Origin of the sequence: Paraburkholderia sp. UYCP14C (assembly GCF_004197395.1) — a bacterium.
Classification (GTDB): Bacteria; Pseudomonadota; Gammaproteobacteria; order Burkholderiales; family Burkholderiaceae; genus Paraburkholderia.
Window position 1 is genome coordinate 195,572 of the sequence record NZ_SELS01000006.1, and the last position, 14,758, is coordinate 210,329.

The 14,758-nt window shown below is 64.7% G+C and carries 21 protein-coding genes and 1 tRNA gene; 10 read left to right on the plus strand and 12 right to left on the minus strand.

All coding sequences use genetic code 11. The features are described from left to right. Positions 1 to 120 precede the first annotated feature (120 nt). Positions 121 to 411 (plus strand): DUF1643 domain-containing protein, encoded by a 291-nt coding sequence (locus EVC45_RS07925; protein WP_168991428.1) that lies wholly within the window; start codon positions 121 to 123, stop codon positions 409 to 411. 85 nt (positions 412 to 496) lie between these two features. Next, on the plus strand, positions 497 to 880 hold the full coding sequence (locus EVC45_RS47590; protein WP_306770769.1) for a pyocin activator PrtN family protein: 384 nt from the start codon (positions 497 to 499) through the stop codon (positions 878 to 880). Here EVC45_RS47590 and EVC45_RS46145 read toward each other — a convergent pair. After that, the gene (locus EVC45_RS46145) at positions 877 to 1,122 is read right to left on the minus strand and encodes a hypothetical protein (RefSeq protein ID WP_211193388.1); all 246 of its coding nucleotides are present in this window, start codon (positions 1,120 to 1,122) and stop codon (positions 877 to 879) included. The genes EVC45_RS47590 and EVC45_RS46145 overlap by 4 nt on opposite strands. Before the next feature lie 29 nt (positions 1,123 to 1,151). Further along, positions 1,152 to 1,580 carry a hypothetical protein gene (locus EVC45_RS46150; RefSeq protein WP_211193389.1) on the minus strand — a complete coding sequence of 143 codons (429 nt, stop codon included), beginning with the start codon at positions 1,578 to 1,580 and terminating at the stop codon, positions 1,152 to 1,154. 364 nt (positions 1,581 to 1,944) lie between these two features. Here EVC45_RS46150 and dusA point away from each other — a divergent pair, with 364 nt between their 5' ends. From dusA to EVC45_RS07955, 4 genes are all read left to right on the plus strand, one after another. After that, the gene (dusA, locus tag EVC45_RS07940) at positions 1,945 to 2,895 is read left to right on the plus strand and encodes a tRNA dihydrouridine(20/20a) synthase DusA (protein WP_248295059.1); all 951 of its coding nucleotides are present in this window, start codon (positions 1,945 to 1,947) and stop codon (positions 2,893 to 2,895) included. A gap of 89 nt (positions 2,896 to 2,984) precedes the next feature. Further along, positions 2,985 to 3,060, plus strand: a tRNA-His gene (locus EVC45_RS07945). Positions 3,061 to 3,566: 506 nt separating this feature from the next. Further along, positions 3,567 to 4,076 (plus strand): hypothetical protein, encoded by a 510-nt coding sequence (locus tag EVC45_RS07950; RefSeq protein WP_129957458.1) that lies wholly within the window; start codon positions 3,567 to 3,569, stop codon positions 4,074 to 4,076. Between the two features lie 475 nt (positions 4,077 to 4,551). Beyond that, positions 4,552 to 4,821, plus strand: a complete 270-nt coding sequence (locus EVC45_RS07955) for a hypothetical protein (protein WP_129957459.1) — start codon at positions 4,552 to 4,554, stop codon at positions 4,819 to 4,821. 226 nt (positions 4,822 to 5,047) lie between these two features. Here EVC45_RS07955 and EVC45_RS07960 read toward each other — a convergent pair whose 3' ends face one another. Both EVC45_RS07960 and EVC45_RS07965 read right to left on the minus strand, forming a co-directional pair. Further along, positions 5,048 to 5,290, minus strand: coding sequence for a DUF6566 family protein (locus tag EVC45_RS07960; protein ID WP_129957460.1), 243 nt, complete (start codon positions 5,288 to 5,290; stop codon positions 5,048 to 5,050). Positions 5,291 to 5,437: 147 nt separating this feature from the next. Next, complete coding sequence (locus EVC45_RS07965; protein ID WP_129957461.1) at positions 5,438 to 5,635, minus strand: hypothetical protein; 198 nt, start codon at positions 5,633 to 5,635, stop codon at positions 5,438 to 5,440. A 254-nt stretch (positions 5,636 to 5,889) separates the two neighbouring features. Here EVC45_RS07965 and EVC45_RS07970 point away from each other — a divergent pair, with 254 nt between their 5' ends. Continuing rightward, positions 5,890 to 6,150 carry a hypothetical protein gene (locus EVC45_RS07970; protein WP_129957462.1) on the plus strand — a complete coding sequence of 87 codons (261 nt, stop codon included), beginning with the start codon at positions 5,890 to 5,892 and terminating at the stop codon, positions 6,148 to 6,150. Between the two features lie 35 nt (positions 6,151 to 6,185). Here EVC45_RS07970 and EVC45_RS07975 read toward each other — a convergent pair whose 3' ends face one another. The 4 genes from EVC45_RS07975 to ssuD form a co-directional block, all read right to left on the minus strand. After that, complete coding sequence (locus tag EVC45_RS07975) at positions 6,186 to 6,401, minus strand: molybdopterin-binding protein (protein ID WP_129957463.1); 216 nt, start codon at positions 6,399 to 6,401, stop codon at positions 6,186 to 6,188. A gap of 67 nt (positions 6,402 to 6,468) precedes the next feature. Beyond that, positions 6,469 to 7,569, minus strand: coding sequence for an ATP-binding cassette domain-containing protein (locus EVC45_RS07980; RefSeq protein ID WP_129957464.1), 1,101 nt, complete (start codon positions 7,567 to 7,569; stop codon positions 6,469 to 6,471). Further along, positions 7,566 to 8,414: an aliphatic sulfonate ABC transporter permease SsuC gene (gene ssuC, locus EVC45_RS07985; protein ID WP_129957465.1), complete on the minus strand. Its 849-nt coding sequence runs from the start codon at positions 8,412 to 8,414 to the stop codon at positions 7,566 to 7,568. The genes EVC45_RS07980 and ssuC overlap by 4 nt, the downstream gene beginning before the upstream one ends. A gap of 39 nt (positions 8,415 to 8,453) precedes the next feature. Next, entirely contained in the window at positions 8,454 to 9,641 is a 1,188-nt protein-coding gene (gene ssuD / locus EVC45_RS07990; RefSeq protein WP_129957466.1) for an FMNH2-dependent alkanesulfonate monooxygenase, read from the minus strand. 227 nt (positions 9,642 to 9,868) lie between these two features. On the opposite strand from ssuD, the gene EVC45_RS45550 reads away from it, so the two are divergent. Further along, positions 9,869 to 10,009 (plus strand): hypothetical protein, encoded by a 141-nt coding sequence (locus EVC45_RS45550; protein WP_168991429.1) that lies wholly within the window; start codon positions 9,869 to 9,871, stop codon positions 10,007 to 10,009. Between the two features lie 168 nt (positions 10,010 to 10,177). Then, on the plus strand, positions 10,178 to 10,603 hold the full coding sequence (locus EVC45_RS07995) for a hypothetical protein (RefSeq protein WP_129957467.1): 426 nt from the start codon (positions 10,178 to 10,180) through the stop codon (positions 10,601 to 10,603). Between the two features lie 108 nt (positions 10,604 to 10,711). Here EVC45_RS07995 and EVC45_RS08000 read toward each other — a convergent pair whose 3' ends face one another. Continuing rightward, positions 10,712 to 11,848: an enoyl-CoA hydratase/isomerase family protein gene (locus EVC45_RS08000; RefSeq protein ID WP_129957468.1), complete on the minus strand. Its 1,137-nt coding sequence runs from the start codon at positions 11,846 to 11,848 to the stop codon at positions 10,712 to 10,714. A 45-nt stretch (positions 11,849 to 11,893) separates the two neighbouring features. After that, positions 11,894 to 12,739 carry a TetR/AcrR family transcriptional regulator gene (locus EVC45_RS08005; protein WP_129957469.1) on the minus strand — a complete coding sequence of 282 codons (846 nt, stop codon included), beginning with the start codon at positions 12,737 to 12,739 and terminating at the stop codon, positions 11,894 to 11,896. A 146-nt stretch (positions 12,740 to 12,885) separates the two neighbouring features. Here EVC45_RS08005 and EVC45_RS08010 point away from each other — a divergent pair, with 146 nt between their 5' ends. Then, on the plus strand, positions 12,886 to 13,860 hold the full coding sequence (locus EVC45_RS08010; RefSeq protein WP_129957470.1) for an NAD-dependent epimerase/dehydratase family protein: 975 nt from the start codon (positions 12,886 to 12,888) through the stop codon (positions 13,858 to 13,860). A 63-nt stretch (positions 13,861 to 13,923) separates the two neighbouring features. Here the strand turns inward: EVC45_RS08010 and EVC45_RS08015 are convergent, their stop codons facing one another. Then, complete coding sequence (locus EVC45_RS08015; RefSeq protein WP_129957471.1) at positions 13,924 to 14,238, minus strand: DUF1488 domain-containing protein; 315 nt, start codon at positions 14,236 to 14,238, stop codon at positions 13,924 to 13,926. Positions 14,239 to 14,436: 198 nt separating this feature from the next. Next, positions 14,437 to 14,724 (minus strand): hypothetical protein, encoded by a 288-nt coding sequence (locus EVC45_RS08020; protein WP_129957472.1) that lies wholly within the window; start codon positions 14,722 to 14,724, stop codon positions 14,437 to 14,439. Positions 14,725 to 14,758 lie beyond the last annotated feature (34 nt).

Consider the following 14,758-nt stretch of genomic DNA (forward strand, 5'->3'; position numbering starts at 1 on the left):
CACTATTCCATCGCGGAATGGAGCCGACCTGGATTTGGACCGGAGTGACGTGGCCGGCGCTCTCTTTACCGCTCGACATTTCAGTGGCGCAATCCGCACGAGGACGCAGCAATGCGGTGCATGACCCAATTTCGGCTTTGCGGGTTTTCACGTGTGGTTGGTTCGGGCAGCGAGTTGGTGAAATCGGTCGGCAGCGGGAACAGGTTGGTAACGTCGTGGTCGATCGTGCGTCAGATGGTCATCTGCGCGTGGGGCTCGCACAAAGCCGTGTCGACCCGCGCGCCTGATGTGCTGCACCTCCTTCGCACCATCAGCATGGACTGGAAGCTATTTCATCCCGGTATGAACCTGGACGCCAGCCCAAAGCACCCGCTCTACATCGCCGCCAGCGCGCGGCCCAACTCTTTCTGATTCAAAGCGTGACCGGGGCAGCACCGCGAGTCATCAAGGTCAGCCGCAACACATGAGGTGTCAGATGAGTGCGGCTTTTCTGTTGATGGCGCAATACGACTCGGCGGCGGTTATCCCGATCGTTGTCGTCTGCCGCGACTACTTCGCGTCGCTCAAAGTGCCGACTCTGCTGCGCAAGATCTCGGCCAGGGAGATTGCGCTGCCTCTCGTGCGCATGGAGACGTCGCAGAAAGGTGCGAAAGGTGTTCACCTGACAGATCTCGCCGGGTACATCGACAAGCGCCGGAACGCGGCTATCAAGGAGTGCAATCAGCTCGCCGGCGTCGTCTGCAGTGGTGCAATCACGTCGAACCACTTCTATCCCTCCATGCAATCGCCACGCACTTTCATGTGCGTGTACCGTTTCACCGATGACCACGACCTATGGCCCGGCACGGCTGCGACATGCGGTATCGTCCAGCCGAGTTAGAACAGGCGCGACACACCGTGATGCCGCATGTCGTGCAGGTGCTGAGCCAAAATCTCCGGAAACTGGCACGCGCGTGCGAACGCCGCGCCAACGGCGTCGTCCGCATAGGGAAAGATCCTGCCCGACTTCGTCGGCCGCCCCTTGATGATGGGCGTCGGGCCCGGGTGCTTCAGCTCACGCGCCAGCGCGCGGCTATGCGTCTCGTCCAGATCTTCATGCGTGATCCGGAGTATTTCGTCCATGCGGCGCGCCGGGAAGATCGCGAAGGCAGTTAGCGCCTGCATAGGTGCGCTGTTCGGCGCCGAGTGCGAATCTCGGCAAAGTGCTCGATGATTCGGTTGAGTTCGTCGAGCGTCGGACGGCGATCGCGCTGCCGTGACGTGCCCGTCGCGCCGAGCTTCTTCAGCACCGTGCGCGCATCCACGCGCTGCCGTTCGTCGAGTGGGTAGCCCCACGCCGGCCGCGCCACGTGTACGCGCGCGGCGAGGCACAACATGTCATTCTCAACCGTCTGAGGTTTGACCTTCAGGCTCTGCACGAACTGCACGTACGTCTGGCTGACGATCCGGCTGCACTGCATCTCGCCAATCGGTGCCACCAGGTTCGCCAGTAGCACCTGCTCTTTTGCGCGCCCGATGGCGCGGCGCGGCTCCCTGACGTACCGGTCGAAGACGTCGGCCAGTGTCGGATCTTCCTTCACGGCAGACTCTAGCGCGCCAGGCTGCGCCAGCTCGCGCTCACGCTTGTGGATCCATGACTGCGCCGCCTGGCGCCGGTCGAAAGTCTTCGGCCCGGTGTAGACGACCTTCCCGCCTGCCTTCAGACGTATCTGTGCCGGGTAGCCTATACTCTTGTCTTTGCGCTCCCGCGCCGAGATTGTTCCCCTCGCCTCCCCGGTGCTACAGACCAGAAGTCGGTGCTACACCGTAGCACTTGACCGGAAACACCCGGAAATCGCACAGAAACCGCGTGCAATCACGCCACACCGAAACACCCGCCAAGCTCAGTGCTGGCGCCGAAACCCAATGAATTCAAGCCCTCGCCGAATTTCTGTAGCGCCCATGATGGATTGGACCGATCGTCATTGCCGCTCGCTGCATCGGATGATTTCGCGCCATACGTGGCTTTACACGGAAATGGTGACGACCGGTGCGCTGCTGCACGGCGACGTGCCGCGTCATCTCGCGTTCACGCCCGACGAAGCGCCGGTCGCGCTGCAACTCGGCGGCAGCGAGCCCGACGATCTCGCGCGCTCGGCCAAGCTCGGCGAGCAATGGGGCTATGACGAGATCAACCTGAATTGCGGCTGCCCGTCCGAGCGCGTGCAACGCGGCGCGTTCGGCGCGTGCCTGATGAACGAGCCGCAACTCGTCGCCGATTGCGTGAAGGCGATGCGCGACGTCGTATCGGTGCCGGTCACGGTCAAGCACCGCATCGGCGTCGATACGGTCGAGGAATACGGCTTCGTTCGCGATTTCGTCGGCACGATCGCCGAAGCCGGCTGCGAGGTCTTTATCGTTCATGCGCGCAACGCGATCCTGAAGGGCTTGAGCCCAAAGGAAAACCGCGAGATTCCGCCGCTCAAGTACGACTACGCGTATCAGCTGAAGCGCGATTTTCCGCAGTTGGAGATCATCATCAATGGCGGCATCAAGACGCTCGACGAGGTCGACACGCATCTTCAGCACGTCGACGGCGTGATGCTCGGGCGCGAGGCGTATCACAACCCCTATGTGCTCGCCGATGTCGACGCGCGCTTCTACGGCTCCGCGCAGGCGCCGCTGACGCGCGAGCAGGTCGAAGCCAAACTGATCGAGTATTGCGCGGCCGAAATGGCGCGCGGCACCTATCTCGGCGCGATCACGCGCCATGCGCTCGGGCTGTATCGCGGCGAAGCGGGTGCGCGTGGCTGGCGTCGAGTTTTGTCCGACAGCAAGCGGCTCGCGGCCCGCGATCTGACCATCTTCGACGAGGCAAGGCAGCATCTGCGCGAGCCCATCGATATTTTTGAATAAAGGACTAGGCAAACCCGAATCTAGTCCCTATAATCTCGTTTCTTCGTCGGCGAGACAGGTTTTTGAAGCAAGTCAAGCAGATGTTAATGGTGGCTGTAGCTCAGTTGGTAGAGTCCAGGATTGTGATTCCTGTCGTCGTGGGTTCGAGTCCCATCAGCCACCCCAGAGAATTCAAGCACCTAGCCCAGTCCTCACGACTGGGCTTTTTGCTTTCTGGCGCTCGTGTAGGCGCCACGTAGGGAATTCCGGCGCGCCGCGTGCGGAAGCTGCGACCGGGGAGATTCCTAGATTCTCCGGCCGCTCCGCTAACGCGTGGCGCTATTTCGCTCCGCTCGGCGCCAGGCATCTGAAATCCACCTCGCCGGCCGAAATCTTGCCAAATCCACCGTTCCTGGAATCGCGCGCGTACTGCCAGCGCGGGTCAATCAAGCCACGATAGTCCGTCTTCGATGCGCACCACGTCGCAACGATGCGCGGCAGCTTAAACGCGAGGCGTGCGCGCGCCCAACGATTAGCCGCTCGCAATTTGATGAGCGATGCGCTTGGACGCTCGCCGGACGCCAAAACGGCCGTGATCTGCCGTCAGCGCACCGACTCGTCACGGGCACTCATATGGTGACGCCAGCGATGCCACCTCGGCGAAATACCACCTGTTTCGCGCGAGCAGCCTGATGCTGCCTGACACCTGTATCGAATGTGCCGAACATACGCTCAAGTGCGTTCATGCAAACGCGCACTCCGGGGCGCGCATTGACGATGGCATCGGCGCGCGCGTCTTGATGTCCATCGGCGGCACCTCGGCAGACATCGACGTTGATGACATGAACCAGATCGCCTTCGACGCCTTTCCCCCCCACCGCATAAACAACGCTGTAGACGCCACCCGGGAGGGCTTCGAGCCAGGAGATGGAATGGCTCTCGTGTACTCGCTCAACCCGAACCGACGCGGAACCCAATGGACCGTCCATGCCGTGGCGGTGTTGCTGAAGTCCACCTCCGTCTGGGACCGCTTCATTGTGGTGACCGAGATGTTCGCGGCCGACGACGGAAGCGATGTGGAGATGAAGAATGACTGGTCCCTGTCGTGTTACCTGGACGCGCAGGACTTCGAAGACAACTTCTCCCAGATCATGAAGCCGACGAAGTATCCGTTGTGGAAACTCAGCGCAGTACCTCGCTGACCCTGCCGCCGAACCGACGTCGATAAATACCGTCGCCCGCAGCCCGGACGAGTAACCGGCGCGCGCACCCATCCCTGAACTTATGCGCAGCGAGTCGTGGATTCGACTCCCATGAGCCGCCCAAAGAATTCAAGCAAACGGCGTTGTGAGCAATCACGACGCCGTTTCAGTTTTGCTGGCGGTCTTCTGCACTTTCCAGAACGTTTTTGCAATTTTCCGCCCTCACCCCGTCCCTTCCCGCCTTCCCCGGCGCCTCAAAAATTGCTTGGTCAACAGGGCCGGATCACCGGCCTGCCTTGCCACGCTTACGTCTGACCGATTGTTTCTCGATCGGGAACAGTAATTTCAGATTATCGATACAAATTTTCGATAGTAGGGGTATACACTGCCTTCCATCGAAGTTGCAGACACCTGGGTTCACTGGCTCCTGCAACATCTTCCTGAAATGCAGTCGAAACGTTATCGGAGTCCTACCATGAAGACCAAGTTCATCGCCGCCCTGCTGGTTGCCGCTTCGGCCTCGATCGCCGCTCCCGCTTTCGCAAGCGGCTACGGTCCGGCACCGTACTATCGTCCGGCGGTTGGCGCACCGGCTTCGCAACAAGGTCAGAGCGCGCAGACCGTCGCTGCCGAACAAGCCAACACGCAATCGAACGCGTACGGCGGCGTGAAGAGCGTGTCGACGCAATCGGGCACGCGTAGCGAACCCACGACGGGTCCGCAATCGGTGTTCTTCGGCCACTAAGCCGCCAGCAGAACTGTCCGATCCGCTGCCTCTGAAGGCAGCGATCAAACTGGGCGCCGCGCATGCAGTATCGATGCCGGCGCCCAGCTGCGTTTACGTCGGCTGTACTGCGTCTGACACCCTGTCCGCGCAGCCATACGTTTGCTGCCTCCTTCTGTCGCGAGCCTGCCGCAACTTTGTCCGGTTCGCGTGGTGTCCCGTTCCGCCGCGACGCGCCGGGTCACCTCTAACTCGCCAGCCCCGCGTCGATCAATTCGCGCGCCGCGCGCAAAGCCGCCTCCGCGGCCGCATGCTCGGTGGACCACAAGCTATCGATATGCACGAGCTGCCAGTCGACCACCGTCGAATCGTCACGTAACACCCGGAAATGCGCCTTGACCCCGGTCAGCACCTGTTCGACCGCGACTTCGATGTCGTAGTCGCCATAGCGCGCCTGGTAGTCGCCCATGTCGACGCCCTTCGGCTCCATGCTCGCCTCCGTCGAATGCCTGATTGCGGGCAAGCGAACGCGCGCATCCAGCGGGCCTCGCGATGACCAGGCACCTGCTCGCGACTTACCCGCGACGCGCCGCCTCGCTCTCGACGCCGGCCGTGCAGCCGGCCGCCGATCAGCGGATCAGTTGCAATCGCCGGACAGGTACTGCCGGCCGTTGCAGTTGATTTCGACCCCACCGCTGCCCGCTTCGGCAACGAGGTCGCATGCCAGTAACTCCGCCACGACGGACGGCGCGACTTCGGGCGCCGTCTGTCCGACACCGACGTCGTTCAGACGCCGCAACGCTTCGACCGCTTCGGGACTCAAGGACTTCGACATGGCCGTCTCCGTCGGAATGCTCAATTCATCGTAGCAAGTTTCATCGGCCGATGCAGGTGTGCGCGCCCGATACGACCGCTGGCTGGAGCGTCGAGTCTGGGAATTGGCGTCTGGACGCGGCGTGAGTTAGCAACGGCACCGTTAGCAGCGCGATTCATCGCGCCGGCAACGGCCCCGGAACACCGCCTGCTACTAGCCAATCGTGCACACGGTCGCGTGCCTACCGATGGCGCGCGACATCGAAGGAGAACGACATGAAGCGAGACAAATGGGCCGGCTTGACGGCCACTGGCGTCGCGCTGGCGGCGCTGCTCGCGGGCGGCGCGAGCGCCGTCGCGCAAACGACACCCAGCGCACCACCGGACAGCCACCCGCCGATGGCCAAACCGCCCGAGGCGGCATCGGGTGCCGGCGGTTCGAGCAACCCGGACAACATGCCGATCAAGCGTCCGGCCAGGCCGACCAATGACCACATGTCGCACGAGCCGCCCGCAAGCGGCGCAAACGCGAAGTAGCCGCCGCGCGCGCCGCTCGCATCAGCGGAAAGTCATCAGAGCCGCGCGATCGACACCTCGGTCGACTTCACGAGCGCGACCACTTCCGAGCCGACTTTCAGGTCGAGTTCGTCGACCGAGCGCGTCGTGATCACCGACGTGACGATGCCGAACGGCGTCTCCACGTCGACCTCGGACACCACCGAGCCGCGGATGATTTCCTTGACCTTGCCTTTGAACTGATTGCGCACGTTGATGGCGGTAATGCTCATTTCAGATAACTCCACAGAAGCAGTTGATAACGGAACGGAACGGATCGGATCGATTCGGCCGGAAAACTCAGACGGCCCAGCGCACCTCGCTCGGCCGCGTGAGACGGCCCGCTTCGGGCAAGCCGTACGGGTCATAAGGCTCATACGCGCGATGCGCGAGCGTGTCGTCGTTCGGCGCGTTTTTCAGCACGCGTTGCAGCACGTGCTCTTCCAGCGCGGCGAAGCCCGCCGACGCCCGCGCGCGCGGACGCGCAAGCGCGACCGGCTGATCGAGCGCGATGCGGCCTTCCTCGATCAGCAGAATCCGGTCGCCGAGCGCGACGGCTTCGTGCACGTCGTGCGTGACGAGCAGCGCGGTGAAGCGATGCTCGCGCCACAGCCTTTCGATCAGCGTATGCATTTCGATGCGCGTCAACGCATCGAGCGCGCCGAGCGGTTCGTCGAGCAGCAGCAATTGCGGACGATGCACGAGCGCCCGCGCAAGCGCGACGCGCTGCCGCTGGCCGCCCGATAGCTGCGCGGGCCAGTCGTTCGCGCGTTCGAGCAAACCGACTTCCGCGAGCACCGCGCGCGCATCGTCGCGCGCGCCGCGGCCGAGGCCGAGCATCACGTTCTGCAGCACGCTTTTCCACGGCAGCAGACGCGCGTCCTGAAACATGATGCGGGTGTCGAGCGGACCGCCGTTCTCCGCGCGCTTTTCGAGCAGGCCCGAACTGACCTCTTCGAGACCCGCGACGAGCCGCAACAAGGTCGATTTGCCGCAGCCGCTACGGCCGACGATCGCGACGAAGCTGCCCCGCTCGATCGACAGATCGAAGCCCGACAGCACCTCGCGCTCGCCATAGCGTTTGCCGACGCCGCGCAATTGCACCGCGTAGTCGGTGGCGCGGCGCGCATCGCCGCGAGCCAGCGCGGCGGGTTGCAAGCCGCGCTGTGATCCGTGATGTGATCCGTGATGTGATCCGTGAAGTGAGCCGTGATGTGAGCCGTGATGTGAGCCGCGCTGCGAGCCGTGATGTGAGCCGAAACTTGCACCGCCCACAGCATCCCGCTCAACCTGCGCAGCCTCGTTCGCGTCATGATCCGCGAGCCGCGGCTGCGCGAGTTCGGTCTCGAGATCGCTGCCCGCGATGCCGCCGAAAGTCGTCGATAGCGTCGTTGCGTTCATGCTTTTGCTCCTCGCTGATAGGCCGGATGCCAGCGCAGCGACACGCGCTCGAGGCTCTTCGCGAGCATGTCCGCGAGTTTGCCGAGCGCCGCGTACAGCAGAATGCCGACCACCACCACATCGGTTTGCAGGAATTCGCGCGCGTTCATCGTCATGTAGCCGATGCCCGATTGCGCGGAAATGGTCTCGGCGACGATCAGCGTGACCCACATCAGCCCGAATGCGAAGCGCACGCCGACCAGGATCGACGGCAGCGCGCCCGGCAGAATCACGTGGCGGTACAGCGCGAAGCCTTTGACGCCATAGCTGCGCGCCATCTCGATCAGGTTCGCGTCGACCGAACGGATGCCGTGGAACGTGTTCACGTAGACCGGGAAGAACACGCCGAGCGCGACGAGAAACACTTTCGCTTCTTCCTCGATGCCGAACCACAGGATCACGAGCGGGATCATCGCGAGCGCGGGGATGTTGCGGATCATCTGCACGGTCGAATCGAGCACGATTTCGGCGGGTTTGAACAGCCCCGTCGCGAGTCCGAGCACGAGACCGATGCCCCCGCCGATCGCGAAGCCCGACACCGCACGCCACGTGCTGACCTTCACGTCGGCCCACATTTCGCCGGACTGGATCAGCGACCATGCGGCCTTCACGACCGCGAGCGGCTCCGGCAGCACACGCGTCGACAGCGCGCCGCTGCGCGCGGCGAGTTCCCACGCGAGCAGGATCGCGATCGGCGCGAGCCAGGGCAGCACGTGCGCGCCGAAACGGCGCAGCGCGACAGCGCGCGTCGTGGGCGCGGGCTGTGGGGCTGCCCCCGATCCCGCGCTCAAAGTAGTGTCACTCATGTTGGCTCTTCTCCTTGCCTGTCGATCGTCGTGCGCGTGTCACCCAGACCACGCGTTCGCGTTCATTCCGCTCGCGCTCGCCGCTTTCGGCAGATAGCTGGTGCCGACGATTTCGCCGAACGGCCCCGACAACGGCCCGTTGGCGACCTTGCTGAAACGTTGCGGCAGCAGCGGAAACACGAGTTCGGCGAAACGGTAGGATTCCTCGAGATGCGGATAGCCCGACAGGATGAACGTCTCGATGCCGAGCGCGGCGTACTCCTTCATGCGCGCGGCCACCTGCTCCGGACTGCCGACCAGCGCGGTGCCCGCGCCGCCGCGCACGAGCCCGACGCCCGCCCACAGGTTCGGATAGATTTCGAGCTGCTCGCGCCCGCCGCGCTTGCCGCCGTGCAGCGCGGCCATGCGGCGCTGCCCTTCCGAATCCATCTTCGCGAACGAGGCCTGCGCACGCGCGACCGTGTCGTCGTCGAGCTTGCTGATCAGCTTGTCGGCGGCAGCCCACGCTTCCTCCTCGGTCTCGCGCACGATCACGTGCAGACGGATGCCGAAGCGGATCTGCCGGCCGCGCGCCGCCGCGCGTGAGCGAATGTCGGCGATCTTCTTCGCGACCGCTTCGGGCGGCTCGCCCCACGTCAGATAGGTGTCGATGTGCTCGGCCGCGATATCGTGCGCGGCCGCCGACGAGCCGCCGAACCACAGCGGCGGATGCGGGTTCTGCACCGGCGGATACAGCGCCTTGCCGCCCTTCGATTGCAGATGCTTGCCGTCGAAATCGATCGCTTCGTTGCCGTGCGAAGCCGCGAGCAGCTTGCGCCAGATATGCAGGAACTCGTCGGTGATTTCGTAGCGCGTGTCGTGATCGACGAACACGCCGTCGCCGGCCAGCTCGGCCGCGTCGCCGCCCGTCACCACGTTGATCAGCAGACGCCCGTTGGACAGCCGGTCGAACGTTGCCGCCATGCGTGCGGCGAGCCCCGGCGACGACAGCCCCGGGCGAATCGCAACGAGGAACTTCAATCGCTGCGTCGCGGGAATCAGGCTCGACGCGACGACCCAGGCGTCCTCGCACGAGCGGCCGGTCGGCAGCAGCACGCCCTCGTAGCCGAGCGTATCGGCGGCGACGGCGATCTGCCGGAAGTAGTCGTAATCGGCTGCGCGTGCGCCTTGGGACGTACCGAGATAGCGGCTGTCGCCGTGAGTCGGAATGAACCAGAACACATTCATGTTGTTGCTCCTGCCTGTTCTTGACGGATTGAAAACGGTGGGCGCGAGCGCCGGCCGCGCGCATCGAGCCGGCAACCGGCAAGGCGCTGCGACGTGTTGAAGGATTGAGATACGGACGATGGACTCAGTCCATCGGCGGCTGCATCAAAGCAACGAAAGCCTATGCGCCTGGCGGACGGCACCGCGAACACGACCGCGCGCGGGTTCTGCAACAACGGAGATTCGGCGTGAGGCTCGACATTGCGACGGCTTTCCTCGACCAGCGGGCGCGTGATGCGCTCGATTTAACGGATGACGGCGACACCCGCGCCGTCTGCATGAGGAAACAGTCTATGGAGCGGTCCGCGGCTTTTGAACGATTTTTTTGAGCTTAGGATTTCCGCTTTCCTGATTAGCCCGGCGTTACCGCATACGGTTGTTGCGCTTTATACACGCCGCCCCGGCCGCCGCACCCCGATCGATATAATGGCGCTCGTTTCCAATCACCCGGTACAGGTCTTGCGATTCGCGTCGCCTGTACGTTGCCGGTGCAATGCATGCACAAAATTATTCTGCCGTTCGTCGCCGGTTTTCTGGCTTCCCTGTTCTTTCGCGAATCGACGCTGGCGCTGATGCACGCCGCCGGCATGATCGATCCCAGCGGTTTTTCGATAGCGCCTTTTTTGCCGCTCGGCCTGCCTGAGTTCATTGCGAACGCGATCTGGAGCGCGTGCTGGGCCGTGCTGATGGCCTGGCTCCTGCGCGTCGCGCCGCATCGGCACGCGCCTTGGGTACCGGCGTTCGTGTTCGGCGGCATCGTGCTGACGGCGGCGAGCGTGTTCGTCGTCGATCCGCTGCGCGGCATCTGGCCGAGCGGCAACATGCTGCCGCGCCTCGCGGTGGGCTTCGCGGCGAATGCGATGTGGGGCTGGGGCGCGCTCGTGTTCATGCGCGCGTTCATGGCGAGCGAGGAAGAGGAATAAGCGCGGCGCGCGTGAATTCGCGCAACGCGTAGATTCGCGCGGGCGGGATCGCGACGCCGTGCGTTCGGTGCGAGCTCACCGCAAGCTCAGCGCGCGTTCAGTAACCGCTCATCCACGCAGAGCGCTTAGCGGGTGCTCGTTCGCCGGCCACGGGCTGTCGAACATCTTCTCCACATCGGTCCGATTGACGTCTTCGATGCGCGCGAAACGCCAGCGCGGCGCGTTGTCCTTGTCGATGATGCGCGCGCGAATGCCTTCGACCGTATCGCCGAGCAGGAAGCTCGAGCGCGTCAGATCGAGATCGGCGCGCAGCACGTCGGCCATCGACCCTTCCGCGCGCGTGACCACTTCGAGCGAGACCGCCATCGACAGCGGCGAGCGCTCGCGCAGCACCGCGATCGTCTGCTCGGCCCACTCGGCCGCGTCGCCGCCGCGTTCGCGTTCCTGTTCGAGCGACGCGAGTATCCGCGCGACGTCGGGCAGCGCGAAATGCCGGTCGATCAACGTCCGCGCCTTCGCCAGCGCGCTCTCCTCAGGCTGCGGCGCGACCTGATACGCGGCCGTCTCGCGCTCGACGCACGCCACCACATCCGCGCCGCGCTCGAACGGCTCGCCGCTCAACGTATCGACGAGCGCGGGTAACGCCGCGTCGTCGATGTACGCATCGGCGAGGCCCGCGTACAGCGCGTCGGCCGCACCGATCGTCTCGCCGGTCACCGCCAGATAGCGGCCGATCGCGCCGGGCGTGCGCGCGAGAAACCAGCTCGCGCCGACGTCGGGAAAGAGGCCGATACGCGTTTCGGGCATCGCCATCTTCGTTGATTGCGTGACGACGCGCAGACCGCCGGTGCGATGCGCGCCCTGCGAAATGCCCATCCCGCCGCCCATCACGATGCCGTTCATCAACGCGATATACGGCTTCGGATACACGAAGATCGCGTGATTGAGACGGTATTCCTCGGTAAAGAACGTGTCGCGCGCCTGCTGGTCGCCGCGCTGCGCCGCCTCGTACATGAAGCGGATGTCGCCGCCCGCGCAGAACGCGCGCTCATGCCGGCTGCGCACGACGACGGCCAGCACCTCGGGATCCTCGCGCCACTGATCGAGCGCCGCGTGAATCGCGCGGATCATGCCGGTCGACAGCGCGTTCAGCGCTTTCGGCCGCTCCAGTTCGATGAAGCCGATGCGGTTGGTTACGTGGGTCGCGATTTCGTCGCTAGCGGCGGGCGAGGCGGAGGTGGACATGGAGAGCTGGCGCGGGAGCGTGGGATCAGGTGGAACTGAACGTTATCACGGGCCTGCCGCTTTGCGTTTGCTGGCGGGCTCGGGGGCTGGATCCGTGGAGCCGGCGGGCTCGGCGTGGCGCCGCGCGACGGGTTTTCTGCCGCGCACTGCGGCACCGTGGGTTGCGCCCGCCTCCACGGCCTGCGGTGCGCCGAGCCATGCGTCGAGCGTCACGCCGACGAGCGTCTCGAGCGGCGCGCTCGGAAACACCGGGCACGTGAGATTCAGCGCGACGATGCCATGCAGACTGGCCCACAACGCCTCGGCCCAGACGGCCGGCTCCATCGATGCGACCGACGCCGACACACGCCCCGCCGCCCGCAACTCGTCGAGCGCGTCGATCATGATGTGCAGCGCGGCGTCGCCGGGGTCGTCGTTCGTTTCGTCGGCGGCCCCGCCTCGGGAGGCGGTTGAACCGCGATGCCCGGCGTTCCCGCCTGCGTCACCCGGGTTGCCGCCGTCTTTGCCCGCGCCAGCCGCGCCGCCGAGCGCCGCGCCGGTATAGCTCGGATCCTCCATGAAAATCAGCCGGTAGGTTTCCGGATGCTCGACGCCAAACGCGACGTACGCGCGCCCGAGCGCCTTCAGCCGCTCGGCCGGATCGGCGATCTGCACGAGCGGCACGAAGGTCGCGAGCAATTGCGCGTAACCCTCCGCGCACAAGGCCCGCGCGATGTCGTCGCGACTCGCGAAATGGAGGTACAAGGTGGCGGGCGAATACTCGATGGCGTCGGCGATCTTGCGCATCGACAGCGCGGCAAAGCCCTCGCGCACGACGATACGCCGCGCGGCATCGAGGATGCGTTCGCGCAGCGCCTGCTTCTGGCGATTCTTTCGTTCGGCGATTCCCATGATGCGCAATTTTCAGATTGACAAACTGAAAAGTCAAATTAAACTGAACACCGTTTACTGAACGATGTTCATAAAATTTTCGTCCGTCAAATTGTGCAGCCACAGCGGCACGCGACGACGTCGCGCCGCCATCTCAGGGAGTCGTGATGCAAGCTACGGGAAAGGTCGGTCTATTCGGTGCCGCGGGCGCGGCGGGTCAAAGCATCGCGGCGGCGCTTGGCGCGGCGGGCCGCGATTATCGGGTGGTCGGCCGCTCGCGCGACGCATTGCAACGCAGCTTCGGTAGCGACCCGCACGCGGAGATCGTCACCTGGAACCCCGACGATCCCGCCTCGGTCCGCGCCGCGGCCGCCGGTCTGCAGACCGTGATCTACCTCGTCGGCGTGCCCTACGACCAGTTCGTGCAGCATCCGCCGTTGATGGAGAAAACGCTCGCCGGCGTGACGGCCGCCGGCGTCGAGCGCTTCATTCTGATCGGCACTGTGTATCCGTATGGGCGCGCGCGCGGCAATCCGATCCGCGAAGATCATCCGCGCGAGCCGCACACGTTCAAGGGCCGCATGCGGCTCGAACAGGAAAAGCTCGTGCTGGCCGCGCATGGCCGGAATGGTCTCGAAACGCTGGTATTGCGGCTGCCCGATTTCTACGGACCAGGAGTTGAGCGCAGCCTGTTGAACGGCGTCTTCGTCGGCGCCGCTACGGGCAAGCGCGCGCAGGTGCTCGGTCCCATCGACGTAGCGCACGAATTCATCTTTCTGCCGGATGTCGGCCCCGTGGTCGAGCGGCTGACGCGCACGCCCGAGGCCTACGGCCGCTGGTGGCATCTCGCGGGCGCCGGCACGATCACACAGCACGAAGTGGCGCGCGAGGCCTACGCGCTCGCGGGCCGCGAGCCGAAGCTGATGGTCGCCGGCAAGGGCATGCTGCGCGTGCTCGGGTTATTCAATCCGCTGATGCGCGAACTGGTCGAGATGAACTATCTGCTGACCGAGCCGGTCGTGCTCGATGATTCGGCGCTGGCGGCGTTGATTGGGCCGCTCAGGAAGACGTCGTATCAGGAAGGGATCAGGCGCTGCTTCGAAGCGGCGCGCGAGGCGGTGCCGGCACGCGGCGTGAACTAGCGGCAAGGTGTTGGCGATGCGTTGGTGGAGGGAAAACCGCAGAGCTGGACGAGCGCCCGGCCTTTAGCGCCGATGGTCCGTCGGCCGTTCCGCTTTGCCTGCCATCTGGCCCGGCGGAAAGTGGCCGCTCTTGAGCAGCACGGGTGTGCCGTTGCTGATCTGCAAATGCTCACGCGCAACGGCCTCGATACGCGGCCTGCCTACATCGAACGCGCGCAGCCAGCCTTCGAGGTCCTCGCTGTAAGCGCCGAAATGATCCTCGAGCGCTTCCACCGAGATCGCGCACGGCACCGGCTCACCGTCCACCAGCGCGGAAAAAACGACGGTCAGGTTGGAGTCGCGGTAAGCAGGCTCGTCTGCGGGAAAGCGGATTTCCATGGTCGCCTCGTCAGAAGGTGGCGGCGAGAAGGTAGCCCGCGCGGAACGCCGCTGCGTGCCGCCGATCCTCGCGGGTCCCGCTATGGTACTCGCGCCGCCGGATCACGGTCCAGCGCGCGCGGGTGCCTGATTCAGGGCTTCGGCCGCTGCGTTGGCGACCTGTTCGGCAGGCCCTTCGCGCGGGAATCAGCGGCACGCTCACTGCCCATCCAGCAAGCGGTCGACATAGTCACGGGCCGCTTGCTCGACGAACGCGAGCGCCTCTTCTTCGCTGCCGAAGCGTTGCCGGTCGCCGAGTTCGAGCAACGTTTCCATCCGATGCGGATCGTCCGGGCCGGCTTCGGCGAGGCTGACCGAACCGACGTAGGTACCATCCCCTTTGGCTTGCGCGTCGCCCGACGTGCCCGACGTGCTGCCCAATGGCACGAGGCGCGCGGCGGCGCTGATGTAATAGCCGCGATAAGGGCCACTGACCCGTTCAGCCATCTTCGTCCTCCTGTTGCGGTTCGGGAACTGGCGC